This window comes from Kribbella ginsengisoli (genome assembly GCF_039537185.1).
GTDB classification, from domain to species: Bacteria; Actinomycetota; Actinomycetes; order Propionibacteriales; family Kribbellaceae; genus Kribbella; species Kribbella koreensis.
On sequence record NZ_BAABAA010000008.1, the window covers coordinates 1 to 24,314 of the forward strand.

Consider the following 24,314-nt stretch of genomic DNA (forward strand, 5'->3'; position numbering starts at 1 on the left):
GGCTTGTGGCTGGCGGCTTGTGGCTGGCGGCTTGTGGCTTGTGGCTTGTGGCTTGTGGCTTGTGGCTGGCGGATTGTGGTGGGCGGCGGCGTTTTAGGGGGTCCGTTAGGGCTGGGGATTGCCAGAGGCCGTCGGATTGGTAGTGGTGGAGGTCGGTGCCGGGTGGGACGATCTCGTCGATGCGGTCCAGGGTGGCGTCGTCGAGGGTGAGGTCGGCACCCTTCAGCAGGCCGGTCAGCTGGTCCATTGTGCGCGGGCCGATGATCACCGATGTCACCGCCGGGTGCGACGTGACGAACGCCAGTGCGAGCTCGGGCAGCGTCCGGCCGAGTCCGTCGGCAAGCTCGGCCAGCTGCTCGACGGCCTCGAACTTCGACGCGTTGGCCGGCAGCGCGGGGTCGAAGCGATGCGGTGTCAGCGCCGCCCGCCCCGAGGCCAGATCCACGGGCTGGTTCTTGCGCACCTTCCCGGACAGGAAGCCCGACGCGAGCGGGCTCCACGTCAGTACGCCCATGTTCAACCGCTGCGTCGTCGGCAGCACCGACCGCTCGATGCCGCGGGTGACGAGCGAGTACGGCGGCTGCTCGGTACGGAACTTGCCGTACCCGCGTCGCTCGGACACGTGGAACGCGTCGACCAGATCCTCGGCCGGGAACGTCGAGCAGCCGAACGCGCGGATCTTGCCGGCCCTGACCAGGTCGGTCAGTACCGACAGCGTCTCCTCGATGTCCGTCGCCGGATCGGGCCGATGCACCTGGTACAGATCGATCCAGTCGGTGCCGAGTCGCCGCAGGCTCTCCTCCACCTCGTGCGTGATCCACCGCCGCGAGTTGCCGCCGCGGTTGGGCCCCTCACCCATCGGGAAGTGCACCTTGGTCGCCAGTACGACGTCCTCGCGGCGACCCTTGAGCGCCTTGCCGACGATCTCCTCGGACTCACCGCTGGAGTACATGTCGGCGGTGTCGACGAAGTTGATGCCCTGGTCGAGCGCGGTGTGCAGGATCCGGGCGCAGTCGGCGTGGTCGGGGTTGCCGACCGAGCCGAACATCATCGTGCCGAGGCAGTGCACGCTCACCTCGATACCGGTCCCGCCGAGAGTGCGATAGCGCATACAAGCTCCTAGGTTCTGTGGTCTAGCACGGAACCTAGGAGCTAGAGCCCTGTCTAGGTCAAGCCGGATCGGGTTGAACCGGTCCGTCGACTGCCACGTATAGACCGCAGACGAGACCGTTGGAGGGGACATGAGTACGGACGTGGTTGCGCCGCCGGACAAACGGCCGGCCGGGCGGGGAACCGTTGCACTGTTGGGATTCGCCGTCGTCGGCGCGCTGGTCGCGGTCTCCCTGGGGTTCTACGGGAAGACGCATGCGCCGACCGGCAGGCCGCTGGCATTGATCGTGGGGTTCACGAATCTCACGCCGATGAAGGCCTGGCTGGCCACGGCGGCCGTCGTACTGGCGATCTTTCAAGTGGTGTCTGCGCTGTGGATGTACGGGCGGCTGCCGGTGAAGCGCAAGGCGCCGGCGGTCCTGTCGCAACTGCATCGATGGAGTGGGGCGGTGGCGTTCGTCGCGACGTTGCCGGTCGCGTACCACTGCTTGTGGAGTCTCGGCTTCAGCACGTTCGACACCAGGACGGCACTCCATTCGCTGTTCGGATGCGCCTTCTACGGCGCGTTCACCACCAAGATGCTCGCGTTGCGGGCCAACAAGATGCCGAGCTGGGCACTGCCGATCTCGGGCGGGCTGTTGTTCGCCTTGCTGATCGGGGCCTGGGCTTCCGCGGCTCTTTGGTACTTCACTCAATCCGGCGTCCCACTGCGTTGACAGGAGACAAGAAGATGATCGAACGCAGGGCGGTACTGATCGCGGGAGGCGCCGCGACGACCGCAGTACTCACTGGTTGCGTTGTGCAACAAGCTCCGCCGCAGACCGCGGCGCAGCCTTCAACTCCCGCAAAGCAGCCAGTCTCACAGGGGACGACTGGTGCCGAGCCGAAGCCCCCGGCTCCGGCGGCGTTGGCCAAGGTGGCCGACATCCCGGCCGGTGGCGGCGTGATCCTCAAGGAGCAGAGCCTCGTATTGACCAAGGACGCGAGTGGCAAGGTCTGCGCGTTCTCGGCGATCTGCACCCATCAGGGCTGTGTGGTCACCGACGTCGGCGACGGCACGATCAACTGCCCGTGCCATGGCAGCAAGTTCGACGCCAGTACGGGCGAACGGGTCGCCGGGCCGGCCAAGTCCCCGCTGCCGGCGGTCGCCGTCGAGCAGCGCGACGGCGCGATCTTCCAGGCCTAGGGGTTCATCATGTTCAAGAGCCTGCCGACGATGGTGTGGGTGATCGGCGCGACCGTCGCGGTGGCGGCCCTCAGCCCCGCCGTCGGCAACGTCGCCACCACCGCTCCGGCTCCTGCTGCCGCACCACCACCAGCCCAACCACCAACCGCTGCAGCACCGAGCAAAGCGCCACCTTCAAAGGCCAAGCCATCAACGCCCGTCGACGAACCGGTGGTGATCAAAGCCGGTACTACGAAACTAGGCCAGGTCGCGGTAGACGCAGAGGGGTTCACCGTCTACATGTCCATCCTGGACGGCAGGGATCCGTCGAAGTCGGTCTGCCGGAGCGAGGCCTGCTTGGCGGCCTGGAAACCCGTCTACGTCAAGAAGGCCGGCATCGTCGCCGGAGCCGGCGTGAATCAAGCCAAGCTCGGCACCCTGGTCCGTCCCGACAAGGACATCCAGGCCACTCTCAACGGCTGGCCGCTCTACCGCTTCGTCAAGGACAAGAAACCCGGCGACGTCCTGGGTGAAGGCCTGAAAGGCACCTGGCATGTCCTCAGCCCGGAAGGCAAGAGGCTCAACGCTCCTCGCTGAGCAGGTCGAACGTCAGCAAGTCCTCGTAGCTGCCGTCCCGGCGCCGGTCCGCCGCGCGCCGGACGCCGGTCTGCGTGAACCCGTTGCTCAAGGCAACTTTGATGGAAGCCAGGTTCCCTCGGGCGGCGACGAGCTCCAGCCGTCGCCGCCCGAGTCCGCCCTGGTCGACCGGCAGGAACGCCTGCTCGATCACCCGCCCGACGGCGGCCGTCACCAGCCCGAGGCCGCGCGCGGCCGGATGCGCGCAGTATCCGAGCTCGCCGCCGCCCTCACGCAACAGCCCAGCGATGCTGACGTCGCCGAGCATCTCGTCGCTGACCGGATCGGCGATCACCCAGCTGACCCGATCACCACTGGCCAGACCTTCATACCGGCTGGCGAGATACCGCTCCGCCTCGGCGTGACCGAACGGCTGCGGGATCATCGAGAGCCAATGCAACGAGAGCTGGTCGTTGCTGAACTCGATCGTGCGCTCCACATCGCTGTCCCGGTACGCCCGCAGCCGAAACCGGTCGGTCTCGACCACCGGCACCTCCCACCACGGATGCGCCGGCCCCCGCTCGTCGTCCCGCCCGATCGACGCGATCCACTCGTCCAGCCGCTCACCCCGCCCGATCCCACCCCCGTACGCCGTGACGAGATGCCGAAACCCCACTCGCCAGGCGACCCGTCGAGATCCCCAGTTGCCCACGAACGCACCCCAGGTCACCCGATTCCACCCGAGTACGTCGAAAGCGTAAGCAACCGCCAACCGAGCCCCTCGCGTCGCGACACCACGTCCACGCGCCGCCGGGTGCGTCGTGAATCCGATCGACCCGACCCCACTCTCACCCCCACTCAGCACCACAGCACCGGCGTACCGGCCGTCGGTCTCGATGACCCACGTCCACAACTCGCCGTTCCGCCACCCGGCCGGAATCCGCTCGGTCAACGCCTGCCGCGCATCCTCAACCCGATAGGGCACCTGCACGGCGTTCCACCGCCGAGTCTCGGCATCCGAGTTCATCTCGACCGTCGCCGCCACATCATCGACCCGGGGTGCCCGCAACCGGACGACTCCATCCGTCAGCACTGGAACGTCGTCCGGAAATCTCACAGTCCGTCCTCCTCGAGGATGTGCTCACATAGAGCTGACGACGACACTACGCAGTACAGGAGAGCATCGGATGAGTTCTGAATTCGCAGAGCTGTGGGAGCCGCAGCCTGGGTGGTTGAACACTGCTTCCTATGGGTTGCCGCCGAAGCCGGCATGGGAGGCGTTGCAGGCGGTTCTGGGGGACTGGCGGGTCGGGGCGACCAGTTGGGAGCCGTGGGACGAGTCGACTACGCGGGCTCGGGCGGCGTTTGCGCGGTTGGTGGGGGCCGAGGTGGCTGACGTGTTCGTGGGGAGCACGGTGTCGGCGGCGGTGGCGCCGATCGCGGCTGGGTTGCCGGACGGCGCTCGGGTGCTGGTCGACGACATCGAGTTCACGTCGAACGTCTATCCGTGGATGGTGCATGCGGATCGGGGCGTCGAGGTGGTGGCGGCTGGTACGGACAAGTTCGTCGAGGCGATCCAGCCGGGGATCGATGTGGTGGCTGTCAGTGCTGTCCAGTCCGCGAGCGGGACGGTGCTCGATCTGGCGGCAGTTGTTGCTGCATGCAAGGAAATCGACGCGTTGCTGGTGATCGACGCGAGCCAGGCGCTGGGGTGGCTGCCCTTGACGGTGGAGGGTGTCGATGCGCTGATCACGCATACGTACAAGTGGTTGATGTCTCCGCGCGGGGCGACCATCGGGTATCTGTCGCCGCGGCTGCAGGAACGCTGCCGCCCGTTGCAGGCAGGCTGGTACGCCGGGCGCAACGTCCACGGCTCGTACTACGGGCCGCAGATGGAGCTCGCGCCGGACGCTCGCCGGTTCGACCAGTCGCCGGCCTGGTTCAGCTTCGTCGGAGCGGCTCCGGCGCTGGAGTTGATCGAGCAGATCGGCGTCGAGACGATCCACGCGCACAACCTCGGGCTGGCCAACGAGTTCCGCGCCGGGATCGGGCTGCCGCCGGGCGACTCGGCGATCGTCAGCGCGTCGATCCCGGGGGCTGAGGAGGCGTTCGCGGCGGCCGGCGTACGGGCTGCTGTTCGGGGCGGCAACCTGCGCGCGTCGTTCCACATCTACTCGACGCAGGCCGACGTACAGCTCGCGCTGGCGGCCCTTAAAGGGTTGGTGAAGACCTAGAGCCGACTCTAGGGTGATGGGTATGACGGATGGATTGAGCATCGGCCAGGTCTCCGAGCGCACCGGCTTGAGTGTGCACGCGCTGCGGTTCTACGAGCGGGAAGGCATCCTCGCCGAGCCCGTACGCCGGGAAGGCAACGGCCGGCGCGTGTACTCCGAGGACGACGTCGACTGGCTCGACATGTGCATCAAGTTCCGCTCGTCGGGGATGCCGCTCGACACCATCCGCCGGTACACCGACCTGGTCCGCCAGGGCACCGGCAACGAGGCGGACCGGCTCGCGCTGCTCAAGAGCCACCAGGAGGCCGTCGCGGCCCAGATCGAGGAACTCACCGAGTGCCTGCGGGTGATCACCTACAAGGTCGACATCTACACCGAGCACCTCGATCGGGGCACCGCCGACAGCCTCTGGGTGTCGCCGTCGCACCAGCCGCAGGACCAGGCGGACCAGGCGGTCTGACCCTGGGAATGCCCGAAAGCGCGGGCCCCGGCACGCTCCGGCGGAACAAGCTGGAGCAATGGAGAATCGCGCGATCGTCATCGGGGGAAGCATTGCCGGGCTGCTCACCGCGCAGGTCCTGCGCCGGTGGTTCAGTGAGGTGCTGATCATCGATCGCGACCAGCTGTCGGGGCCGGTCACGCATCGCAAGGGGACTCCGCAGAGCAAGCACGCGCACGGGCTGCTCGCTCGTGGGTTGAAGGTGATCGAGGAGCTGGTACCTGGGTACAGCGCCGAATTGATCGCCCGTGGTGCGGTCAGCGCGGATCTCCTGGGGGACGTGCTCTGGTACAACGACGGACACCTGGTACGCCGGGGTCCGTCGGATCTCGATGGACTGATGGCCAGCCGTCCGCTGATCGAGTCGACGCTGCGGGACCTCGTCACCGTGCAGCCTGAGGTCAAGGTGCTGGATGGGGTCGCCGTGACCGGGCTGCTGGCTCGTGGAGATCGGCTCACCGGCGTACGGACTGAGGACGGGGAGTATGCGGCCAGTCTGGTCGTCGATGCGAGCGGGCGGAGCAATCGCGGGGAGGCTTGGCTGGCGGAGCTCGGGTATGCGGCCGCGCCGGAGGATGTGGTCAAGGCGGGGCTCATGTACAGCACCCGGCAGTACCGGCATGATCCCGAGGCTCAGGACTTCACCGGCGTCATCAGCGGGCACTACCCGGCGAACCCGGTCGGGTGTGGAGTGGGGGCCAACGAGAACAACACGTGGTTGGTGACGCTGGTCGGGTTCACTGACGATCCGCCGCCTGCACTGCCGGGCGCCTTCGAGGACTATGCGGCCAGGCTCGACGGACCTGAGTTGCATCGGATGGTGAGCAAGGCCGACCCGCTGGGGGATCCGGTGCGGTTCCGGATCGGGCCGAGTGTGCGGCGGCGGTACGAGAACTGTGAGCGATTGCCTGAGGGGTTCGTCGCGACGGGTGATTCGTTGTGTTGCTTCAATCCGGCGTACGGGCAGGGGATGACGATCGCGGCGCTGACCGCGCAATGGCTTGGTGAGTGTCTCGAGAAGAGCTCGGACGATCTGACCAAGCGGTACTTCCGGGGTGCGGCGAAACTGGTCGGCCCGGCCTGGGAGCTGTCGACGAGCGCCGACCTCCGGTTCCCGCACGTCGAGGGAAAGCGCTCGACCATGCAGAAGGTCCTCAACGGCTACATCAGCTATCTACATCGCGCCGCCGAGAAGGATCCGGTGGTCGGCCTGCAGTTCCTGCGAGTGGCGAACCTCCTCGCCGGCCCGCAGTCGTTGCTGGCGCCGAAGATCGTGTGGCGCGTGGTGCGCGGTCAGTTTCGCCCGGCGGGCTAGTCGCCGGCGCAGGCGGCGGAGGAATCGTCGAAATGTCGAGGCCGGGGAGGGCGCACCGACGTCGCCGGCATGGATGACTACGGAGTGACCGGGGCGACGGTTGAGGTTCAGGTGCTGGTTGGGGTGCGGGTGGAGGAGGTTTGGCGCGCGATCACGGATGTCGCGGGGTATGGGCGGTGGAGTCCGGAGTGTGTTTATGGGGCGTGGGTAGATGGTGCTGATGGGCCGGCGGTGGGGGCGTGGTTCGAGGCGCGGAACGAGTTTGCGGATGGGTTCAAGACCGAGGTGCAGTGCCGGGTGACGGTGGCGGAGGAGCCGGTTCGGTTCGGGTGGGATGTGTTCGGTGGGGAGGATTTGCCGTTCGCGCATTGGGAGTACGAGTTGGTGGGGCGCGGCGAGGAGACGCTGATCCGGCAGTGGTTCACGCATGGGCCGGGAGACAGCGGGATGCGTCGGGCTGTACTGGCTGACGCTGGTCGGGCGGAGGAGTCGAAGCAGCGGCGGCTCGACGAGCTCGGCCGGAACATGGAACTGACGATCACGGCGATGGTGAAGTGCCTTTAGACGCCCCACGGGCGGGTGCCGGGGTCCATTGGTAGGAGGCGGGCGGCGATGGCTTCTGCTGGTCCGGGGTCGACTACAGCGAACGCATCCGCCGCCGCAGCTCCCCGCAACATCGCCGACCCACCATGCCCAACCGGTACTACGCCCTGCGCCGTCAACCGCACCGGCACCAACCGCGTGCTCTCTGGATGGCAATCCACCCCACCAACCACCCCCGCTACCGCTAGCCGGTCCAACTGCTCCCCCCGAAGCCCCTGAACCACAGCAACCCCCAACGTAAGAAACGCAGTCAGCGCAGCCAACGGATTCCCCGGCAACCCCACCACCAACCGCCCATCAGCAAACCGAGCCAACGCCTGCGGATGCCCCGGCCGACAAGCAACCCCATCAATCACAAGTTCCGCGCCGAGGGCTGCCAAGGCAGCCCGCAGATGATCGGCAGGCCCAGAGGCCGACGACCCCGACACCAAGATCACCTCAGCCTCAGCACCAGCAAGAGCAGCAACAAGCGCCTCCCGCGAGTCCGGCAAATGCACCACTGCCGCCTTGGCGGCCGCGGCGGTGGTGGGGAGCGCTGGAGCCCCCGAGGAGGCGCTGGGCGAGAGTGTGCTGGGTCCTGCGTTGGCGAGGGTTGCGCCTGCTCTGGTGATGAGGGTGGGGAGCATGGGGCCGATGGCGTCTCGGGTTTGGGTGGGGGTTGAGGGGCCTCGGTGGGATAGTTCGTTGCCGGTGATCAGGGCTAGGACTCGGGGCTTGGGGATTACTGAGAGGCGGTCCAGGCCTAGGGCGGCGGCTAGGCCGACGACCTGGGGAGTTACTAGGGCGCCTGCGGGGAGTAGGAGTTCGCCGGGGGTGCATTCTTCGCCGGCTCGGCGGATGTGGCGGCCGGGGGTGGTTGGGCCGTCTACATGGTCACCCGAGCGGGTTGCGTGCTCGTAGGGGAGTACTGCGGTGGTACCGGCGGGGACGGCGGCGCCGGTGACGATGGAGTAGGCCTGGCCGTCGGATAGTGGTGCGGGCAGGGCAGAGGCCGCTAGGAGAGTGCCGACTACCTTCCACGGTCCGGAGCCGCGTACGGCGTACCCATCCATCGCGGAGCGGTCTACCGGCGGTACTAGCGCAGGCGAGACGAGCGGGGTGGCCAGCACGCAGCCGACCCCGTCGGCCAGCGGGAGGCCGCGCGGTAGGAGTGGAGTGGCCGTCGCGTGCGCCAGCTCCCGGGCGGTGTCCCACGACAGCGCCGCCGCAGCATGACGTCTGACGACCCCCGCCACCTCGCCTTCGACCTGCGTCACTTCAATGTCGCCCGGACCTGGTTGGCGGCCAGCACGGCCACGGGATCGAGGTCGTCGGCGCCCGCATCAACATAGTCGACCAGCGCCCGTTTCATCCGCGGATCCCAGACCGCTTTGATGTGATTTGCGATGGCCGTCGCCGCATCGGCCGGCGGTTTGTGCCCGAACTGCCGCGCGATCTCGTTCGCCAGCCGCGCCGACGGCGGAAAACCCCCACTCATCGTGCCGGCACCGCCTCACGCACGGCACCCGACGACGAAGGCTCCACCAGCAGATCCACCTGCACGGCAGTCACCTTGTACTCCGGACAGTTGGTAGCCCAGTCCGAGTTGTCGGTCGTGATCACATTCGCCCCGGTCACCGGGTGATGGAAGGTCGTGTAGCAAACCCCGACCGGCATCCGCTCCGACAACTTCGCCCGCAACGTCGTCCGCCCGACCCGACTGGTCAGCGCGACCGTCGACCCGTCCTCGATCCCACGCACCTCCGCATCATGCGGATGCAACTCCAGAACGTCCTCCTGATGCCAGGCGACATTCGCCGTACGCCGGGTCTGCGCCCCCACGTTGTACTGCGAGAGAATCCGCCCGGTCGTCAGAATCAGCGGGTACTTCCGCGTCGACCGCTCCGTCGTCGGCACGTAGACGGTCTCCATGAACCGCCCCTTGCCGCGAGTGAACTCCGACGCGTGCATGATCGGCGTCCCGTTGGGCGCCTCCAAGTTGCACGGCCACTGCACCGACCCGACCTTGTCCAGATGCGCGAACGACACCCCCGCGAAGGTCGGCGTCGTGATCGCGATCTCGTCCATGATCTGCGCCGACGACTCGTAGTGCATCGGATACCCCATCGCCTGCGAGATCTCGCAGATGATCTGCCACTCGTGCTTGCCGGTCTTCGGCGCCATCACCGGCCGGACCCGGTTGATCCGCCGCTCCGCGTTGGTGAACGTCCCGTCCTTCTCCAGGAACGAAGTCCCCGGCAGCAGCACATGAGCCCACTTCGCCGTCTCGTTCTCGAACAGATCCTGTACGACGACCAGCTCCATCGCCCCCAGCGCCGCGAACACGTGTGCCGTGTTCGGGTCCGACTGCGCAATGTCCTCACCTTGAACGAACAGCGCCCGGAACGACCCATCGATCGCCGAGTCGAACATGTTGGGGATCCGCAACCCAGGCTCGTCGAGCAGCGGCGTACCCCACAACTTCTCGTAGATGTCCCGCACATCGTCGTCCGACACGTGCCGATACCCCGGCAGCTCGTGCGGGAACGACCCCATGTCGCACGATCCCTGCACGTTGTTCTGCCCACGCAGCGGATTCACCCCGACGCCCGATCGCCCGATGTTGCCGGTCGCCATCGCCAGGTTCGCCATCCCCATCACGGTCGTCGACCCCTGGCTGTGCTCGGTCACCCCGAGCCCGTAGTAGATCGCGCCGTTCCCGCCAGTCGCATACAACCGCGCAGCCGCCCGGATCTCAGCCGCCGGTACGCCGGTGACCTCAGCAACCGCCTCGGGGCTGTGCTCAGGTCCCGCGATGAACGTCGCCCACTGCTCGAAGTCCTCACACCGCTCGTCCACGAACGCCTGGTCTACCAGCCCCTCCGTCACGATGACGTGCGAGAACGCGTTGACCACGGCAACGTTCGTGCCCGGCGCCAGCGCCAGGTGATGAGCCGCCTCGATGTGCGGCGACCGGACGAGATCCGTCCGCCGCGGGTCGACCACGATCAGCTTCGCGCCCTGCCGCAGCCGCTTCTTCATCCGCGACCCGAACACCGGGTGCGCGTCGGTCGGGTTCGCCCCGATCACCAGGATGACGTCGGCATCGTCCACCGAGCTGAAGTCCTGCGTGCCGGCCGACTCACCGAACGTCTGCTTCAGCCCATAACCGGTAGGCGAGTGGCAGACCCGCGCGCAGGTGTCGACGTTGTTGTTCCCGAAGACAGCTCGCACCATCTTCTGGACGACGTACACCTCTTCGTTGGTGGTCCGCGATGACGTGATCGCGCCGATCGAGCCTTGCCCATGAGCCGCCTGGATCTCGCGCAACCGACGGGCCGTGAAGCCGATCGCCTCTTCCCAGGAGACCTTCCGCCACGGATCCGTGATCGCGTCCCGGACCATCGGCTCCATCACCCGGTCGGGGTGGCTGGCATAGCCGAAGGCAAACCGGCCCTTCACGCACGAGTGACCCTCGTTCGCGCCGCCGTCCTTGTACGGCACCATCCGGACCAACTCGTCACCGCGCAGCTCGGCCTTGAACGAGCACCCGACGCCGCAGTACGCGCAAGTCGTCACGACGGACCGGGTCGGCATGCCGAGCTCGATGACCGATTTCTCTTGCAGGGTTGCCGTCGGGCACGCCTGCACGCACGCGCCACACGAGACACAGTCCGACTCCATGAAGGAGACGCCCGCGCCCGCGGCGACCTTGGAGTCGAAACCCCGTCCTTCGATCGTGAGCGCGATCGTGCCCTGTACCTCGTCACACGCCCGCACACAGCGCGAGCATGCGATGCACTTGGAGGCGTCGAAATCGAAGTACGGGTTGGAGGTGTCGGTCGGCGCGTCCAGGTGGTTGGCGCCGGCGTCCACGCCAGAGCCGTACCGTACTTCGCGGAGCCCGGTAACCCCGGCCATGTCCTGCAACTCGCAGTCGCCGTTCGCCGAGCAGGTCAGGCAGTCCAGTGGGTGATCGGAGATGTAGAGCTCCATCACGCCCCGGCGCAGCTTGCCCAGCTTCTCGTTCTGGGTGCGTACGACCATGCCGGGGGCGACGGGCGTCGTACAGGAGGCCGGGGTGCCGCGGGCACCGTCGATCTCGACGATGCAGAGGCGGCAGGATCCGAATGCCTCCAGGTTGTCGGTGGCGCAGAGTTTGGGGATGTCGAGGCCGGCCTGCTTGGCGGCGCGCATCACCGACGTACCGGGTGGAACGGTGACGCTCACTCCGTCGATGGTCAGCTCGACGGTCGCCTCGCCCTTGCGCGCCGGCGTACCGAAGTCTGGTTCCTTGAGCAGCGTCATGAAGTGAAGTCCTCTCCGAAGTGGCGGACCGCGCTGCGGACGGGCAGCGGGGTGAGGCCGCCCATCGCGCAGAGCGAGCCGTCGGTCATCAGGTCGCACAGGTCGTCGAGCAGTACGAGGTTCTTCTTGCGGTCCTCACCGCGGCGGATCCGGTCGATCGTCTCGACCCCGCGGACCGCGCCGACCCGGCACGGCGTGCACTTGCCGCAGGACTCCTCCGCGCAGAATTCGAAGGCGAACCGGGCCATCGCGGACATGTCGACGGTCTCGTCGAACACCACGATGCCGCCGTGCCCGACCATCGCGCCGGCCGCCGCGAACGACTCGTAGTCCATCGGCAGGTCGAACTGCTCGACCGGAAGGTAAGCCCCCAGTGGCCCACCCACCTGTACCGCTCGTACCGGCCGTTTCGACGCCGTACCGCCGCCGAGGTCGTTGACCAGCTCGCCGAGGGTGATGCCGAACGCGGTCTCGACGATGCCGCCGCGGGCCACATTGCCGCCGAGCTGGAAGACGTTGGTGCCGAGCGAACGACCCATCCCATAGGCCGCGTAGGTCTTGGCGCCGTTGGCCAGGATGGTCGGGATCGTTGCCAACGACAACACGTTGTTGACGACCGTCGGGCGGCCGAAGAGCCCTTCCAGTGCGGGGATCGGGGGCTTGGCCCGGACCATGCCGCGCTTGCCTTCGAGGCTTTCCAGCATCGAGGTCTCTTCACCGCAGATGTAGGCGCCGGCGCCGACCCGGACGTGCAGGTCGAAGGTCAGGTCCGAGCCGAGGATGTTGCTGCCGAGCCAGCCGCGCTCACGGGCGGTCTGGATCGCCGCGTTCAGCGCTTCGACCGCATCGGGGTACTCCGAGCGCAGGTAGACATAGCCTTCGGTGGCGCCGACGGCGTACGCGGCGATCGTCATGCCCTCGATGAGGGTGAACGGGTCGCCCTCGATCAGCATCCGGTCGGCGAAGGTGCCGGAGTCGCCTTCATCCGCGTTGCAGCAGACGAACTTGAGGTCGGACTCCGCGCCGAGCACCGTGCGCCACTTGATCCCGGTCGGAAACCCCGCGCCACCCCGCCCGCGCAAACCGCTGGCCACAACTTCTTCGACGACTTCAGCCGGAGTCAGAGCCAAGGCGGCTCGAAGTCCCTTGTTTCCTTGGTGTTCCGCGTGATCATCGCCCGACCTCGGATCAATCACCCCAACCCGGCTGAAGGTCAACCGCTGCTGCCGCTTCATCCACGGCAACTCCTCAACCAACCCGAGGTAGGCCCCGGGGCCCACCCCCGCCCCTCCGCTCGCACCACTGCCCAACCCCGCGTCTGCGCTCGCGCCGGCGCGTAGCGCCGTGCTGCTGTCAGGCTGCGCCGCCCCGCCACCGATTTCCGCGCTGCCGTCAGGCTGCGCCGTGCCGCCGCCGTCGAGCAGGCCGCCGGCGACGAGGCCGTCGACGTCCTCCGGTGCGACGGGCCCATAGCCGACTCGTCCTTCCCGAGTCTCCACCTCGACGAGCGGTTCCAGCCACAGCATCCCGCGCGACCCGTTGCGGACTATCTCGATGTCCCGCCCGCTGGCTTCGACGGCTGTGGCGATTCGCTCGGCGACTTCGTCGGCTCCGACGGATCGGGCGGCGGCGTCGCGGGGTACGAAGATCCTCATCGGACCTCCCCGAGCAGCGCGTCCAGCCGGGCCGGCGTGACCCGCCCGTGCAACTTCTCGCCGACCTGCACAGCCGGTCCGAGCGCGCAGTTGCCGAGGCAGAACACCTCGTCGACGGTCAGCTTCCCGTCGTACGTCGTCTCCCCGAACCCGACCCCGGTACGCCGCTTCGCATGCGCCGCCAGCTCCTCCGCCCCGACCGACCGGCACGCCTCCGCCTGGCAGATCCGCAACGTCGTCCGCCCGGCCGGCTCACGCCGGAAGTCGCGGTAGAACGTGACGACCCCGTGCACCTCGGCGACCGAGAAGTTGAGCACGTCCGCGATCACCGGCACGTCGAGCTGATCGACGTACCCGAGCTCTTCCTGGACCGCATGCAGGATCGGTATCAGCGCACCCCGCAGACCGCGCAGCTCCGTGGCGATCTCGCGCACACGATCAGCACGCCCGGGAATCGGGGCGGGGGCAGGGGACGTGACTGACCGGGGTGGTGGGGCGGGGAAAGCATTAGGCGCAGCCGTCATACAACGACTGTCCCCGGCGGTTACTCCACGGTCAAAGCAAACTTACCTATGACGCAATAGGCGCCAACTATCAACTATTGCTGGCTTCCAGCGCCGTTGACTCATCGTACTTCGCGGGCCCGTAGATGGCGTGTTCGCGCTCTTCGACGAAGGCCCAGTAGCGGTCGCCGTAGGACCAGTGCCACCACTCGGTCGGGTAGTTCACCAGGCCCGCCGAGGTGAGCACATCGGCCAGCAGCGTGCGGTTGGTGCGCGCCTCGCGGCTGATGTTGGTTGCGGCGAAGAAGCAGGCGCCGTCGCTCTGCTCGGGGGTCGCGTCGATCGGCGTACCGAGATCGAACGGGCCGTGTTCGCCGACCAGCGTCAGGTCAACAGCCGCGCCGGCGACATGCGGCGCGACCTCGACCGGCGATACGAACCGGCTCGCGAGGACATGCGCCTCGTCGTCGGAGATACCGGGGTTGAGGATCTTCAGCTCGGCCTTGTAGCCGTCGTAGATCTCCCGCTGACTCTCGATCGCGCGCAGCCCCTCGACCACGTGCAGCCGAACGCCGGTGGGCAGGAAGGTGTCGGCGACCGCGAGCTTGTCGGCCACGCTCTCCCGGACGTACTGACGCCCCTCGGCCGAGATCCCCCGGCTGAAGAGATCGACAAGCGGCTCGCCACTGTCGATCGCCGGAATTCTGGTGATCCGCTCATCGCTCAGCAGAACGGGCACGGTCATGCGGTCTGCTTCACCGCGGCGGTGCGGACCAGGTTGTCGACGACCTGGGCGTAGGTCAGGCCGGCGGCAGCCCACATCCGCGGGAACTGCGACATCGCGGTGAAGCCGGGGAAGGTGTTGATCTCGTTGACCAGCGGCTTGCCGTCGGCCGGGACGAAGAAGTCGACCCGGGCCAGCCCCTGGCAGCCGAGCGCGTCGAAGACCTCCAGCGCCGTACGCCGCAGCTGCTCGGTCAACTCAGGATCGGTCGGCGCCGGTACGACGAACTTGGTCGCCCCGCTGTCGTACTTCGCGGCCGCGTTGAAGAACGGCTGGTCGGGGTCGGCGTGGATCTCCAGCGCCGGCGCGACGTCCACGCGACCGTCCGGGAACTCCATCACCGAGAGGTCGATCTCACGGCCGTTGATCTCCTGCTCGACCAGCACGTGCGGGTCCAGCTCGGCCGCGACGGCCAGTGCCGCCTGGAGCGTCTGCAGGTCAGTGGCCCGGGTGACCCCGAAGCTCGACCCGCCGCTGCCCGGCTTCACGAAGACGGGGAACTCGATGTCGGCTGCCTTCAACCGCTGGATGACGGCCTCGGCGTCCTTGAGGTCAGCGCCGCGGACGGTGATGCCGGGCGTCACCGGGATGCCCTGCGCGCGCAGGATGCCCTTGGTCAGGTGCTTGTCGAGCCCGACGGCGCTCGCGGCCACACCGCTGCCGACGTACGGGACGTGCAGCTGGTCCAGGAAGCCCTGGATGACGCCGTCCTCGCCGCCCTCGCCGTGCAGGGCCGGGATCACCACGTCGCAGTCCTGCAGCAGCGCGATCGCCTCGGCCTGGCCGTCCTGCCAGTAGCCCTCCGGGTCGAGGACCAGCCGGACGACCTCGTGGCCGGACTGCTCCGCCGCCTCGGCGATGCCACGCCCACTCGCGAGGGACACCTCGTGCTCCGGGCTGGCTCCGCCACTGATCACGACTACCTTCACCGCTGGGCTCCCTCGACGTAACGACGCGGGACCCGGTTACCGAGCCCGCAGTAGATTTCATGTGGAATGGTTCCGGCCCAGCGCGCCCAGTCGTCGGCCGTCGGCTCGCCGGAGTCACCGTTGCCGAAGACGATCACCGGCGTACCGGGCTCGACCGCGAGATCGCCCGCGTCGATCACGAACTGGTCCATCGTGACCCGCCCGATGATCGGCATCAGGACACCCCGGACGAGCACGCTGGCCCGGCCGCCGGTGTTGCGCGGGATGCCGTCGGCGTACCCGACCGGGACCAGCGCGACCGTGGTGTCACGCTCAGCGATGAAGTCGTGCCCGTACGAGACACCTTCGCCGGCCTTGATCCGGCGGACCTGGATGACCTTGGTGACGAACTGCATCGGCTGGCGCAGGCCGGCGTCGACCTCGTCGATGCCGAACACGCCGGCGCCGATCCGGACCATGTTGCAGTCCGGGGCGTCCAGGGTGAGGGCGCCGGACGAGTTCGCCAGGTGCACGTACTCGGGGTCGAGCCCGGCCCGGCGGGCCAGCGCTACGCCGGTACGGAGGAGTTGGTGCTGTTTCTTGCTGTGTGACCCGTCCAGCTCGTCGCCGTGGGACAGATGCGACCAGATGCCGCGGACCTTGAGCGCGCCGAGCGACTCGTAGTGGGCTGCTGTGCGAGTCAGCTCGATCCACTGGTCGGGGGCGCTGCCGCCGCGGTGCATACCGGTATCGAGCTTGAGGTGCACGTTGTGCACGTTCGGCGCCGAGGCGATCTGCTGGAGCTCGGCGACGGTGGAGACGCTCACATCGATGTCGGTGAGCAGCAGCAGTTCGGAGGCGTCGTACAGCCAGATCATGATCGGTTCGGTGATCCCGGCGGCGCGCAGTTGCAGGGCCTCGTCCGCGCGGGCGACGCCGAGCCACGTGGCGCCTGCCTCGATCGCAGCGGTGGCGACCTGGACCGCGCCGTGGTTGAAGGCGTCGGCCTTGACGATCGCCATCACCTCGGTGCCCGGCCGGATCCGCTTGGCCAGGGTCTTCACGTTGTCCCGGACGGCGGACAGGTCGATGACCGTCTCGGCCAGGCCCACGCAGGGGCGGGCCGGGGCTGGCGCCAGGTTCATATCCGTCATTGTTGTGTCCGGCAACGAGCCTGCACATCGGCTCGGGGTTGGAGATTCAGCGTGGCGAGCATACGACCGTGGTACGACACGACCATGGTTCGGCTCGTCCTTTCGCTCGGAGTTTTACCTACTCTTGTCCGACGCCACCGCGATCCTTCCGGTTCGCACCCGGGCAGAGTCTTAACGTTTCGTAGGCTGACCGGGTGGACGCAACCGATCATCTGAGGGACTCGCTCGACGCGGCGGTCGCTCTGGGTAACCGACTCGGCGCACAGTGGAGCCGTGGGCGGCCGCAAAGTGCTGGTGACATCGAATCAGTAGAAGCCGTACTACGGCTGTCCACCAAATTGTCTCAAGACGTGGATGACCGGGCGCTGGCCGAATTCCTGGCCGGAGGGGCCCGTTTGTACGCCGCGCTGGCGCTGCTGGCCGACGGTTCGGTGGACGCCGGCGCCGCCCGGCTCAACGAGTTGCTGGCGGCCACTCAGGCGGCTCCACGGCTCACCCGACCTGCTGGTTCGCCCTGGCATCTGCACTTCGCCGCGCCGGGTGTCTCGCTGGCTCATGGCTGGCTGGCCGAGTTCGCCACGGCGGCCGCGATGCTGCTGGGCAGTTCGGAGTACGAGCTGTTGAAGCGCTGCGAGGCGGACCGGTGTGACCTGCTCTTTCTGGATGCCACCCGCAACCACACCCAGCGGTTCTGCTCCACCGCGTGCCAGAACCGCACGAAGGTCGCGGCCTTCCGCGCTCGGGTGCCCTAGGTCACATTCTGTGAGGTCACAGTTGCGGCGGCTGTCGTGTCGTAAGGGGTGTAGACGAAAAAACACGACAGAGGAGTCCAATCATGGATGCCCGTTTGAGCATGTTCGGCCAGCCCGCCGCTGACAAGCTGGTCAAGCACCTGGTCGGCGCCAGCCGTACCATCGCACCGGCTCTGCCCTACACGACGCTGGAACTGATCAACCTGCGCGCCAGCCAGATCAACGGGTGCGGCTTCTGCACCGATATGCACATCAAGGACGCGATCCACGCCGGGGAGTCGCAGCAGCGGCTCAACATGGTCGCCGCGTGGCGGGAGGCGACCTGCTTCACCGAGGCCGAGCGCGCGGCGCTCGAGCTGGCGGAGGAGGGCACCCGGATCGCGGATGCCGCCGGTGGCGTGAGCGACGAGGTCTGGGAGAACGCGGCCAAGCACTACACCGAGGAGCAGCTCTTCGCCCTGGTGGCCCAAATCGCGCTGATCAACACCTTCAACCGGCTCAACGTGATCACCCGGCAGCCCGCCGGCGACTACGTGGCCGGACAGTTCAACTGACCGCAGTGATCATCGTCGCCTCGGTCGACCAACCGAGCTTCGGGTAGAGGTAACCGCCATCGGTCGTCGCCATCAGCAGACCGGTGGCGGCGCCGCGGTCCGTCGCTCGCGCGCTGAGCAGGTTCATCACGACACTGCCCAGCCCGCGACGGCGATGAGCGGGATCGGTCTGGATGTCGTGCAGGACGGCATCGTCGCCGACGACGGCAGCCATCCCGCGGGCCGCGACGTTGCCCTGGCCGTCTTTGACCTTCACGTACTCCAGCGGCCCATCGCTCGTGGTCTCCAGCCCGTAGCCCGGGGGCGCGGTTGTATCCGGGTGCTTCCTCAGCTCGATGGTCATCAGGAGGCACGGCTCGTCGAGCAGTCTGAGACCGGCCTGCTCCAGTACTGCGGCCTTTGCCGCAGGCTGACCGGTGGTCACGGTCAGCCAGGTATCGGAGCTCTTGGCAGTCCTGACCGCCAGCTCGTTCACGATCTCGGCGTCATCGGTCAGCGCGAACAGTTCCCGCTCCCGCCCAGGCAGCCCAAGCCTCACCTCCAGCGCAAAGTCCCGCTCCAGCGCCGCCCCCACTCCCCGACACAGCACCCAGCCACGCGCCCAACGACGTACGAGCTCATCCACACGCTGATCGTAACTGCTTATCGCGGGTTAGTCAGTTACTTATCTGCCGAGGACGAAGGTTTGGATGGCGATTACGGCGGCGCCTCGGGCCCATTGGGTGAAGGACGGGTCCTGCAAGATGAGTGGGGGCGGGATGGCGGACGGGTGGCGGTCTTGTTGCAGGCCGGTTTGGAGCTCGTCTTGGGCGACGGTGGCGAGTTGGACGCCCTCGCCGCCGAGCATCACCGCCTCGGGCATGGTGAAGTTGCTGGCGGCCGCGATCAGCCGGCCCAAGGCGTGGCCCGCGGCGCCGACGATCCGGCGGGCTTCGGGGTCGCCGTTCTTGGCCAGGTCGAGGCATTCGTCGTACCGGACCGGGCGGCCGAGCGCCGCGCTGATCTGGCTGGTGATCGCGTCGGTGGTGAGCATCGCGCTGGCGCAGCCGTGGTGGCCGCGGTCGCAGAGCGGGCCGTCCGGATCGAGCGGGTAGTGGCCGATCAGGCCGAGCCCGGCCTCGGTCGTGTGGACCAGCTTGTCGTGCACGACCAGGCCGTAGCCGATCCCGGCGCCGATGGTGAGCAGGCAGAACCGGCTGATCCCGCGGCCCGCGCCGAACCAGTGGATCGCCTCGGTCACCGCGGTCACGTCGTTCGAGACGACCACCTGTACGTCGGTCCGCTCGGCGAGGAGCTGCTGGAAACTCACGTCCTCCCAGTCCAGGAAGTCGCCGTGGATCACGTCGCCCGACCCGGCGACGTGCCCGCCGACGCTGACCCCGATGCCGGTGATCCCCGGCCGGCCGTCGCTCAGCGAACGCGCGAGCTCGACGACCAGATCGGCGACCTCCTCGGGAGAGTGGCTGGGCAGCGGCCGCTCCTCGCTCGCGATCACCTCGGCCCTGAGCGTGGTCAGCACCCCGAGCGCGGTGTCGGAGGTCAATTTCACCCCGACGAAGTGATGCGAGGTCGGCACGATGTCCAACGGCTGCGAAGGCCGCCCGACTCTCGGATCGGCAGGCCCGCCCGGTACTTCGACCAGCAACCCCGACTCGAGCATCGGCTTGGTCAACCGGGTCAGACTGCCCGCCGACAACTCCACCCGCCTCGCCAGCTCAGCCCGTGACAGGGGTCCGTCCAGCAGGATCTCCAGCGCAAGCCGATGGGACGGCCCGCTCAACGGCCGCCAGCTCCCCGCTCCCGCCGAAATCCCTCCCACCCCACCAGACCTTACCGTCGGAGCACGTCCGCGCACGGTGCTTCGGCGCACCGCGTCAGTGCGGAAGTTTGCGGGTGTCGATGAGTTGCTGGGCGACGTCGCGGAGTTTGGTGTTGGTGTCTTGGGAGTAGCGCTTGAGGATGGCGAAGGCGCGGTCGCCGTCGACGTCGAAGCGTTCCATCAGGATGCCCCGGCTTGGGACATGGTCTCTTCGTGGCGGGCCGAGGCGACGGCGACGGAGGCGTGCCGAGCCAGGATGTGGGCGATCGCCTCGTCGTCCTCGCTGAAGGCGTCGGGCTCCGCGGAGTACAGGCCCATGACCCCGACGGTCGCGCGGCCGGTCTCGCCGGTGGTCAGCGGGACGTCGAGCACGCTGCGGACGCCGAGCCTAGCGACCTTCTCGGCCCAGATCGGCCAGCGGTCGTCGGTGTGGGTGTCGCGGATCAGCACGGTAGCGCGATCGCGCAACGCGGTGATGAGCGGTCCGCTGTTCGAGCTGATCTGCAGGCCGTACACGTCGCTCACGACCGGGTCGGTGACCGCCGCGACCTCCGGCTGCTGGCCACGCGTGGACAGCGTGACCCCGGCGTACATGCAGTTCAGAGCTTGCAGTGCGAACTGGACGACGGCGTCGACCGTCTCCTCGACGCTCGGCGCATCGTGCAGTTCGATGGCAAGCCGCGCGAAGGCGTCCGCAGACGTCGGCGCAGCTACCTCGAAGTCAGCCATCAGGGGGCTCCAGACATGAGTCATCGTCGGGGGTCACCCCGTGGCTGGAGTGTTCCTCAGCGGACATCATGCAGCCTGGTCCGCCCGAAGTGGTAGCCGGAGCACCAGATTGATCCGGCCGGATCTCAGCGGTGCTCGACCTGACAGTGCGGAAGGCCGGTGGAGGCCGGGGTGCAGACCACATACGTGTTGTCGCCGGCCGAGGTGTCGCTGACCCACGGCATCACCGATTCGCCTGCCAGCAAGGTGTCCAGGGTCTGCAGATCGGGGTCGCGTGGCTCCGGATGGTGACGATATCCGGCCGCGCCGAGGGCGAGTGCGACCGACATCGCGAGCAGGTTGGTCGCATTCGGTTCGTCCGGGCGCTCGGTGTCGTCTGCCGGCTCGAGCCGGATGCCGTGATCCGGCACGTCCACGATCCGCGCCACATAGCTGCCAGTAGTCATAGCCCGACAGTAGACCCGGTGGATTCTGGGATGCAAATCCCAGAAGGTCGGGTAGGGTGGGCGCATGACCGGCACGGCGAAGCTGACGCGCAAAGGGCGGGCGACCAAGGAGCGGATCGTCTCCGCGGCCGCCGACCTGATCTACGAGCACGGGGTCGCGGGCACGAGCATCGAGGACGTCCGGGCCGCGGCCGGCGTGAGTGGGTCGCAGATGACGCACTACTTCCAGGACAAGCGCAGCCTGGTCGCGGACGTGGTCGACCATCAGGCGAGGGTCGTGATCGAGTTGGAGAGCAGCCCGGCGGCGGGTGGGCTCGACAGCTTCGAGGCACTGCGCCGCTGGGCCGCGCTCACCGTGCAACGCCAGGTCGACAAGCATTGCGAGGGCGGCTGCCGGCTCGGCTCGCTGGCCGGCGAAGTGGTCGAGACCGATCTGCTGGCGCGCGCCCGGCTCGCCATCGGCTTTGCCGAGTGGGAGCGCAAACTGCGGGAGGGTCTGCAGTCGATGTCCGACCGGGGCGAGCTGAGTCCCGACGCAGACCCGGAGAAGCTGGCGATGGCGCTGCTGGCCGCGCTGCAAGGCGGCATGTTGCTCACCCAGACCCAACGGGACGCGGCTCCACTGGCGGCGGCGCTCGATGCGATGCTGACCTACGTCGAGTCGTTCGCGACCGATCCGGCGACCGTTGGACGAAGAGGGCAGGATGGCTGACTTCTCGGAAGTGCTGAGCGGGCGGACGAACTGGACCAGGGAGTTCGCCGCGCCGATCCGGGACTTCCTGCGGACCGAATCGGGTAGCTCGGGCGTGCTCGCCGTGGCGATCCTGCTCGCGCTGGCCTGGGCCAACCTCGCGCCTGGCTCGTACACCGAGTTCTGGCATACCGACTTCTCGCTGGCGCTCGGTGGCCGCGAGCTGAACATGTCGTTGCAGGAGTGGGTGAACAGCGGTCTGATGACGCTGTTCTTCCTGGTGGTCGGGTTGGAGGCGCGGCGCGAGTTCGACCTGGGTGACCTGCGCGATCGCAGCCGCTTCGTCCTTCCGGTGGTGGCCGGGGTGGCGGGGATGGCGGCGCCGGTGCTGATCTACCTGGCGTTCAACCACGGCGGTGAGGGCGCTCACGGCTGGGGGGTCGCGATGTCGACCGACACCGCGCTGGCGCTCGGCCTGCTCGCGCTTGTCGGGCGGGGTGTGCCGGATCGGGTTCGGGTCTTTCTGCTGACCGTCTTCGTCGTGGACGATCTGATCGCGCTGCTGGTGATCGCGATCGTCTACAGCGAGAACATCTCGTTGATGCCGCTGCTGATCGCGATCGTTGCCTTCGGCGTGCTGTTGACGGTGAGCTTGCTCAGGGTCCGCCAGGTCGGTGTCTATGTGGCGCTTGGGGTGGTCACTTGGGCCGCCTTGCTGACGAGCGGCGTGGATCCCGTGGTCGCGGGACTGGCGATCGGGCTGACAGCGTCGGCGTACTCGCCGGGGCGTGATGAGCTGGAGCAGGCGAGCGGGTTGTTCCGGTTGTTCCGTGAGCAGCCGACGCCGGAGCTGGCGCGCAACGCGACGCTCGGGCTGACCTCGACACTCTCGCCGAATGCGCGGCTCCAGCACTTCTATCACCCCTGGACGAGCTACCTGATCGTGCCGATCTTCGGCCTCGCCAACGCCGGCATCACGATCGATGGCGACTTCTTGGCACAGGCGTTCCGGTCGCCGATCACGCTGGGCATCCTGTTCGGGTACGTGATCGGCAAGCCGGTCGCGGTGATGACCGCTTCGTGGGCGCTGACGCGATTCACCGGTGGGCGACTGCGGCCGCAGGTCGGTTGGGCGGCGGTGGCGGGCAGCGGGACGATCGCCGGTATGGGGTTCACCGTTTCGTTGCTGATAGCAACGTTGGCGTTCGAAGGCCGGGCGCTGACGGAGGCGAAGCTGGGGTTGCTGTCCGCGGTGGTTGTTGCCTCGGCGCTCACCTGGCTGGTGTTCCGGGCCGCGCATCTGTTGTCGCCGGCCCGCAAGGCGGTCGCGCTGCTCGGTGACGTCGACGAGTTGGTCGACCTGATGGATCCGGTCGATCCCGAGCGGGACCACATCCGCGGGCCGGAGAACGCCTCGGTGACCTTGGTCGAGTACGGCGACTTCGAGTGCCCGTACTGCGGGCTGGCGGAGCCGGTCGTCCGGGACCTGCTGAAGGACGACGACCTGCGCTATGTCTGGCGTCATCTGCCGCTGACCGATGTGCATCCTCGTGCTCAGATCGCGGCTGAGGTGTCGGAGGCGGCGGCCGCGCAAGGCGCCTTCTGGGAGATGCATGACCTGCTGCTCGCGAACCAGGAGAACCTCAAGCCGGCCGACCTGATGTCGTACGCGCTCCAACTCGGCCTCGACAATGACCGGATCCACGACGAGGTCAAACGCCATGTGGCCGCTGCCCGGGTCGCTCAGGATGTCGAGTCCGCCGACCTGAGTGGGGTGTCCGGCACTCCCACCTTCTTCGTCAACGGGCAACGCCACTACGGCGCCTACGACGTGGAGACCCTGAAGACAGCCATCAAGACCGCCCGGGTCCGCGCCAAGATCCGCGACACCGAACTCCCACCACTGGTCCGCCGCCGCCGGGCTCGCACCACCTGAGCCTGGTCGGGCCGGCCGCCGCAACGGGATGGCAGTAATTAGTGTCAGTAGGTCATTTCTGCCACTGTTGTGATGGGGTGGGTCTCGGAGACGCTGAGGGCTCAACGGAAGCTCGGGCGAAGGGAGCGAAGATGTCGGCTGTGTTGGAGACTCCGCCGGGGGTGCGGGACGAGGCGATTGAGTACTTCGCCGGGAAGCTCAGGTTCGAGACGGATCCGTCGGATGTGGCGGCCGATATCGGGGCTGGGGTGACCGGGTGGGTTCTGATCGACAGCCGGAGCCAGGAGAGCTGGGATCAGGGGCATGTGCCGGGGGCGATTCATCTGCCGACGCGGGAGATCGCGGCGCGCGCGGCGGACGTCGTACCGGCTGGGGCTTCGGTGGTCACCTATTGCTGGGGGCCGGCTTGTAACGGTGGGACCAAGGCGGCGCTGGAGCTCGCCAAGCTCGGGTATCCGGTCAAGGAGATGATCGGGGGATTCGAGTACTGGACGCGTGAGGGACTCCCGGTGGAGACGGCCGACGGCATCACCCGCCGCTCGTCGGATCCGCTGACCGCCCCCAAAGGCATCGCCTGCGCCTGCTGACGGTCGG

General features: G+C 67.7%; 27 protein-coding genes. 12 read left to right on the forward strand and 15 right to left on the reverse strand.

The window, feature by feature from the left end; all coding sequences use genetic code 11:
- A partial coding sequence (locus ABD768_RS27300) for an aldo/keto reductase (protein WP_344845339.1) occupies nucleotides 1-1,111 on the reverse strand: 1,111 nt, incomplete at its 3' end.
- 130 nt (nucleotides 1,112-1,241) lie between these two features.
- On the opposite strand from ABD768_RS27300, the gene ABD768_RS27305 reads away from it, so the two are divergent.
- Genes ABD768_RS27305 through ABD768_RS27315 form a run of 3 tightly spaced genes read left to right on the forward strand, consistent with a single transcriptional unit; the run spans nucleotide 1,242 to nucleotide 2,872 of the window.
- On the forward strand, nucleotides 1,242-1,826 hold the full coding sequence (locus ABD768_RS27305) for a DUF6529 family protein (RefSeq protein ID WP_344845341.1): 585 nt from the start codon (nucleotides 1,242-1,244) through the stop codon (nucleotides 1,824-1,826).
- A 14-nt stretch (nucleotides 1,827-1,840) separates the two neighbouring features.
- Nucleotides 1,841-2,296 carry a Rieske (2Fe-2S) protein gene (locus tag ABD768_RS27310; RefSeq protein ID WP_343970460.1) on the forward strand — a complete coding sequence of 152 codons (456 nt, stop codon included), beginning with the start codon at nucleotides 1,841-1,843 and terminating at the stop codon, nucleotides 2,294-2,296.
- Nucleotides 2,297-2,305: 9 nt separating this feature from the next.
- Nucleotides 2,306-2,872, forward strand: a complete 567-nt coding sequence (locus tag ABD768_RS27315) for a COG4315 family predicted lipoprotein (protein ID WP_344845343.1) — start codon at nucleotides 2,306-2,308, stop codon at nucleotides 2,870-2,872.
- On the opposite strand, the gene ABD768_RS27320 is transcribed toward ABD768_RS27315, so the two are convergent.
- On the reverse strand, nucleotides 2,856-3,968 hold the full coding sequence (locus ABD768_RS27320; protein ID WP_344845346.1) for a GNAT family N-acetyltransferase: 1,113 nt from the start codon (nucleotides 3,966-3,968) through the stop codon (nucleotides 2,856-2,858). The genes ABD768_RS27315 and ABD768_RS27320 overlap by 17 nt on opposite strands.
- Before the next feature lie 70 nt (nucleotides 3,969-4,038).
- Here ABD768_RS27320 and ABD768_RS27325 point away from each other — a divergent pair, with 70 nt between their 5' ends.
- From ABD768_RS27325 to ABD768_RS27340, 4 genes are all read left to right on the forward strand, one after another.
- Nucleotides 4,039-5,085 carry an aminotransferase class V-fold PLP-dependent enzyme gene (locus ABD768_RS27325; protein ID WP_343970454.1) on the forward strand — a complete coding sequence of 349 codons (1,047 nt, stop codon included), beginning with the start codon at nucleotides 4,039-4,041 and terminating at the stop codon, nucleotides 5,083-5,085.
- A 22-nt stretch (nucleotides 5,086-5,107) separates the two neighbouring features.
- Nucleotides 5,108-5,545, forward strand: coding sequence for a MerR family transcriptional regulator (locus tag ABD768_RS27330; RefSeq protein WP_343970451.1), 438 nt, complete (start codon nucleotides 5,108-5,110; stop codon nucleotides 5,543-5,545).
- 58 nt (nucleotides 5,546-5,603) lie between these two features.
- Nucleotides 5,604-6,899, forward strand: coding sequence for an FAD-dependent oxidoreductase (locus ABD768_RS27335; RefSeq protein WP_344845349.1), 1,296 nt, complete (start codon nucleotides 5,604-5,606; stop codon nucleotides 6,897-6,899).
- Between the two features lie 69 nt (nucleotides 6,900-6,968).
- On the forward strand, nucleotides 6,969-7,463 hold the full coding sequence (locus ABD768_RS27340; protein ID WP_344845352.1) for an SRPBCC family protein: 495 nt from the start codon (nucleotides 6,969-6,971) through the stop codon (nucleotides 7,461-7,463).
- On the opposite strand, the gene ABD768_RS27345 is transcribed toward ABD768_RS27340, so the two are convergent.
- The 8 genes from ABD768_RS27345 to alr form a co-directional block, all read right to left on the reverse strand.
- Nucleotides 7,460-8,758, reverse strand: coding sequence for a molybdopterin molybdotransferase MoeA (locus ABD768_RS27345; RefSeq protein ID WP_344845354.1), 1,299 nt, complete (start codon nucleotides 8,756-8,758; stop codon nucleotides 7,460-7,462). The genes ABD768_RS27340 and ABD768_RS27345 overlap by 4 nt on opposite strands.
- Nucleotides 8,755-8,979, reverse strand: coding sequence for a formate dehydrogenase subunit delta (locus tag ABD768_RS27350; protein WP_343970433.1), 225 nt, complete (start codon nucleotides 8,977-8,979; stop codon nucleotides 8,755-8,757). Before ABD768_RS27350 ends, ABD768_RS27345 begins: the two co-directional genes overlap by 4 nt.
- Nucleotides 8,976-11,789 (reverse strand): formate dehydrogenase subunit alpha, encoded by a 2,814-nt coding sequence (gene fdhF / locus ABD768_RS27355; protein ID WP_344845356.1) that lies wholly within the window; start codon nucleotides 11,787-11,789, stop codon nucleotides 8,976-8,978. The genes ABD768_RS27350 and fdhF overlap by 4 nt, the downstream gene beginning before the upstream one ends.
- On the reverse strand, nucleotides 11,786-13,444 hold the full coding sequence (locus ABD768_RS27360; RefSeq protein WP_344845359.1) for a formate dehydrogenase beta subunit: 1,659 nt from the start codon (nucleotides 13,442-13,444) through the stop codon (nucleotides 11,786-11,788). Before ABD768_RS27360 ends, fdhF begins: the two co-directional genes overlap by 4 nt.
- Nucleotides 13,441-13,878, reverse strand: a complete 438-nt coding sequence (locus tag ABD768_RS27365) for an NAD(P)H-dependent oxidoreductase subunit E (protein WP_344845361.1) — start codon at nucleotides 13,876-13,878, stop codon at nucleotides 13,441-13,443. Before ABD768_RS27365 ends, ABD768_RS27360 begins: the two co-directional genes overlap by 4 nt.
- Nucleotides 13,879-14,038: 160 nt before the next feature.
- Nucleotides 14,039-14,692 (reverse strand): M15 family metallopeptidase, encoded by a 654-nt coding sequence (locus tag ABD768_RS27370; RefSeq protein WP_343970422.1) that lies wholly within the window; start codon nucleotides 14,690-14,692, stop codon nucleotides 14,039-14,041.
- A complete protein-coding gene (locus tag ABD768_RS27375; RefSeq protein ID WP_343970419.1) occupies nucleotides 14,689-15,660 on the reverse strand; it encodes a D-alanine--D-alanine ligase family protein in 972 nt (323 codons plus the stop codon). Before ABD768_RS27375 ends, ABD768_RS27370 begins: the two co-directional genes overlap by 4 nt.
- Nucleotides 15,657-16,784 (reverse strand): alanine racemase, encoded by a 1,128-nt coding sequence (alr, locus tag ABD768_RS27380; RefSeq protein ID WP_344845365.1) that lies wholly within the window; start codon nucleotides 16,782-16,784, stop codon nucleotides 15,657-15,659. Before alr ends, ABD768_RS27375 begins: the two co-directional genes overlap by 4 nt.
- A gap of 203 nt (nucleotides 16,785-16,987) precedes the next feature.
- Between alr and ABD768_RS27385 the strand changes: the two genes are divergently transcribed.
- Complete coding sequence (locus tag ABD768_RS27385) at nucleotides 16,988-17,545, forward strand: CGNR zinc finger domain-containing protein (protein WP_344845368.1); 558 nt, start codon at nucleotides 16,988-16,990, stop codon at nucleotides 17,543-17,545.
- 83 nt (nucleotides 17,546-17,628) lie between these two features.
- Nucleotides 17,629-18,099, forward strand: coding sequence for a carboxymuconolactone decarboxylase family protein (locus ABD768_RS27390; RefSeq protein ID WP_344845370.1), 471 nt, complete (start codon nucleotides 17,629-17,631; stop codon nucleotides 18,097-18,099).
- On the opposite strand, the gene ABD768_RS27395 is transcribed toward ABD768_RS27390, so the two are convergent.
- From ABD768_RS27395 to ABD768_RS27410, 5 genes are all read right to left on the reverse strand, one after another.
- Complete coding sequence (locus ABD768_RS27395; RefSeq protein WP_344845372.1) at nucleotides 18,092-18,724, reverse strand: GNAT family N-acetyltransferase; 633 nt, start codon at nucleotides 18,722-18,724, stop codon at nucleotides 18,092-18,094. The genes ABD768_RS27390 and ABD768_RS27395 overlap by 8 nt on opposite strands.
- 39 nt (nucleotides 18,725-18,763) lie before the next feature.
- Nucleotides 18,764-19,879 (reverse strand): ROK family protein, encoded by a 1,116-nt coding sequence (locus ABD768_RS27400; protein ID WP_344845375.1) that lies wholly within the window; start codon nucleotides 19,877-19,879, stop codon nucleotides 18,764-18,766.
- Between the two features lie 94 nt (nucleotides 19,880-19,973).
- Nucleotides 19,974-20,099 carry an ANTAR domain-containing protein gene (locus ABD768_RS43160; RefSeq protein WP_425558455.1) on the reverse strand — a complete coding sequence of 42 codons (126 nt, stop codon included), beginning with the start codon at nucleotides 20,097-20,099 and terminating at the stop codon, nucleotides 19,974-19,976.
- The gene (locus ABD768_RS27405) at nucleotides 20,099-20,647 is read right to left on the reverse strand and encodes a GAF domain-containing protein (protein WP_425558456.1); all 549 of its coding nucleotides are present in this window, start codon (nucleotides 20,645-20,647) and stop codon (nucleotides 20,099-20,101) included. The genes ABD768_RS43160 and ABD768_RS27405 overlap by 1 nt, the downstream gene beginning before the upstream one ends.
- Nucleotides 20,648-20,772: 125 nt before the next feature.
- Nucleotides 20,773-21,093 (reverse strand): hypothetical protein, encoded by a 321-nt coding sequence (locus tag ABD768_RS27410; RefSeq protein WP_343970399.1) that lies wholly within the window; start codon nucleotides 21,091-21,093, stop codon nucleotides 20,773-20,775.
- A gap of 64 nt (nucleotides 21,094-21,157) precedes the next feature.
- On the opposite strand from ABD768_RS27410, the gene ABD768_RS27415 reads away from it, so the two are divergent.
- The 3 genes from ABD768_RS27415 (at nucleotide 21,158) to ABD768_RS27425 (ending at nucleotide 24,307) form a co-directional block, all read left to right on the forward strand.
- A complete protein-coding gene (locus tag ABD768_RS27415; RefSeq protein ID WP_343970396.1) occupies nucleotides 21,158-21,805 on the forward strand; it encodes a TetR/AcrR family transcriptional regulator in 648 nt (215 codons plus the stop codon).
- Nucleotides 21,798-23,720, forward strand: coding sequence for a Na+/H+ antiporter NhaA (gene nhaA, locus ABD768_RS27420; RefSeq protein ID WP_344845378.1), 1,923 nt, complete (start codon nucleotides 21,798-21,800; stop codon nucleotides 23,718-23,720). Before ABD768_RS27415 ends, nhaA begins: the two co-directional genes overlap by 8 nt.
- Nucleotides 23,721-23,851: 131 nt before the next feature.
- Nucleotides 23,852-24,307: a rhodanese-like domain-containing protein gene (locus tag ABD768_RS27425; RefSeq protein ID WP_344845381.1), complete on the forward strand. Its 456-nt coding sequence runs from the start codon at nucleotides 23,852-23,854 to the stop codon at nucleotides 24,305-24,307.
- Nucleotides 24,308-24,314: the final 7 nt, after the last annotated feature.

Excerpts from the sequence above, each read along its gene's own strand:
- ABD768_RS27305 (WP_344845341.1), top strand. The coding sequence starts at position 1,242 with ATGAGTACGGACGTGGTTGCGCCGCCGGACAAACGGCCGGCCGGGCGG.
- ABD768_RS27310 (WP_343970460.1), top strand. The coding sequence starts at position 1,841 with ATGATCGAACGCAGGGCGGTACTGATCGCGGGAGGCGCCGCGACGACC.
- ABD768_RS27315 (WP_344845343.1), top strand. The coding sequence starts at position 2,306 with ATGTTCAAGAGCCTGCCGACGATGGTGTGGGTGATCGGCGCGACCGTC.
- ABD768_RS27325 (WP_343970454.1), top strand. The coding sequence starts at position 4,039 with ATGAGTTCTGAATTCGCAGAGCTGTGGGAGCCGCAGCCTGGGTGGTTG.
- ABD768_RS27330 (WP_343970451.1), top strand. The coding sequence starts at position 5,108 with ATGACGGATGGATTGAGCATCGGCCAGGTCTCCGAGCGCACCGGCTTG.
- ABD768_RS27335 (WP_344845349.1), top strand. The coding sequence starts at position 5,604 with ATGGAGAATCGCGCGATCGTCATCGGGGGAAGCATTGCCGGGCTGCTC.
- ABD768_RS27340 (WP_344845352.1), top strand. The coding sequence starts at position 6,969 with ATGGATGACTACGGAGTGACCGGGGCGACGGTTGAGGTTCAGGTGCTG.
- ABD768_RS27350 (WP_343970433.1), bottom strand. The coding sequence starts at position 8,979 with ATGAGTGGGGGTTTTCCGCCGTCGGCGCGGCTGGCGAACGAGATCGCG.
- fdhF (WP_344845356.1), bottom strand. The coding sequence starts at position 11,789 with ATGACGCTGCTCAAGGAACCAGACTTCGGTACGCCGGCGCGCAAGGGC.
- ABD768_RS27360 (WP_344845359.1), bottom strand. The coding sequence starts at position 13,444 with ATGAGGATCTTCGTACCCCGCGACGCCGCCGCCCGATCCGTCGGAGCC.
- ABD768_RS27370 (WP_343970422.1), bottom strand. The coding sequence starts at position 14,692 with ATGACCGTGCCCGTTCTGCTGAGCGATGAGCGGATCACCAGAATTCCG.
- alr (WP_344845365.1), bottom strand. The coding sequence starts at position 16,784 with ATGAACCTGGCGCCAGCCCCGGCCCGCCCCTGCGTGGGCCTGGCCGAG.
- ABD768_RS27390 (WP_344845370.1), top strand. The coding sequence starts at position 17,629 with ATGGATGCCCGTTTGAGCATGTTCGGCCAGCCCGCCGCTGACAAGCTG.
- ABD768_RS43160 (WP_425558455.1), bottom strand. The coding sequence starts at position 20,099 with ATGGAACGCTTCGACGTCGACGGCGACCGCGCCTTCGCCATCCTCAAG.
- ABD768_RS27405 (WP_425558456.1), bottom strand. The coding sequence starts at position 20,647 with ATGGCTGACTTCGAGGTAGCTGCGCCGACGTCTGCGGACGCCTTCGCG.
- ABD768_RS27410 (WP_343970399.1), bottom strand. The coding sequence starts at position 21,093 with ATGACTACTGGCAGCTATGTGGCGCGGATCGTGGACGTGCCGGATCAC.
- ABD768_RS27415 (WP_343970396.1), top strand. The coding sequence starts at position 21,158 with ATGACCGGCACGGCGAAGCTGACGCGCAAAGGGCGGGCGACCAAGGAG.
- nhaA (WP_344845378.1), top strand. The coding sequence starts at position 21,798 with ATGGCTGACTTCTCGGAAGTGCTGAGCGGGCGGACGAACTGGACCAGG.
- ABD768_RS27425 (WP_344845381.1), top strand. The coding sequence starts at position 23,852 with ATGTCGGCTGTGTTGGAGACTCCGCCGGGGGTGCGGGACGAGGCGATT.